Below are 1,197 nucleotides of genomic sequence, written 5' to 3'. Positions count from 1 at the left end.
AACCGGCAAGCCCCGGATCAGTGACCACAACCGCATACAACTGACACAGCCCATTGCCCACCGTACGCACCGGCACCACACCACCAGGATCCACACCACCAGACCCCGCGCCCGGGACACCACCCCCACCAGCAGCAGCACCGCTGGCAGGACCACCAGCGGCGGCGGTGGCAGGGCCACCGACCCCCCACCACGCACCATCAGTGTCATCACGCTGTTCGTCGAGCGGCCCGCCGTCCCCGCCCTCACCGGCAGCCGGCCCCATCCCCAAAGCACCGACCATCTGCCCACCAAAGTCCTCCCCCTGCTCCGGGAAACCGGCCCCCCAAACACCGGTGTCCAGGCCCTGCTCGTCGGCGGAGGGGTGCCAGTCCATCGCCCCGGTGGAGCGATCCCCGTCCATCACCCCGGCGGTGAGAGTGGGGTCCGCCGGTGGTGCCAGGGGCGGGGCCTGGAGGGAAAGGTCCGCGAGCAGCCGCTGCGCCTGTTCATGGTGCTCCACGGTCACCTCCTCCTCGGAACCAAGACCGAGAAGGGTCCTGGTCATGGCTGCCCAGTCGGCCTGTCCGTCCGCACCGGGAAGGGCAAACGCGTCGAAACCAGGACCGTTACCAACCATCCAGCCGTCACCGTCGCCGAGGCCGGGGTCGGGGTCGGGGTTGTGATTGTGGTCCGGGTGGTTCGTTCCCTGTTGCGGGAGACCGGCCCCCCAAACGCCGTTGTCCAGGCCCTGCTCCCCGGAAAGGTCCCAGTCCATCACCTCGGTGGAGGGATCCCAGTCCATCAGCGCGCCCCAGTCCGTCGCCTCGGTGGTGAGGGTGGGGTCCGCCGGTGGTGCCGGGGGCGGGGCCTGGAGGGAAAGGTCCGCGAGCAGCCGCTGCGCCTGTTCATGGTGCTCCGCGATCACCTCCTCCTCGGAACCAAGACCGAGAAGGTCCCTCGTGATGGCTGCCCAGTCGGCCTGTCCGTCCGCACCGGGAAGGGCAAACGCGTCGAGACCAGGACCGTTACCGACCATCCAGCCGTCGCCGTGGCCGTCGCCGTGGCCGTGGCCGTGGTCGGGGTTGTGGTCCGGCTGGTTCATTCCCCATTCCGGGAGACCGGCCCCCCAAACGCCGGTGTCCAGGCCCTGCTCCCCGGAAAGGTCCCAGTCCATCGCCTCGGTGGAGGGATCCCAGTCCGTCGCCTCGGTGGTGA

At 69.7% G+C, this 1,197-nt stretch carries 1 pseudogene; it reads right to left on the bottom strand.

Going from position 1 to position 1,197, the window contains the following annotated elements:
* Positions 1-1,197, bottom strand: a pseudogene (locus ACWCPY_RS43310) (hypothetical protein); the annotation flags it as partial.

The sequence above is a fragment of the Streptomyces sp. NPDC002403 genome, assembly GCF_053593015.1.
The sequence above is the reverse complement of the archived record's forward strand: the minus strand, read 5'-3'. Positions and strand labels throughout refer to the sequence as shown.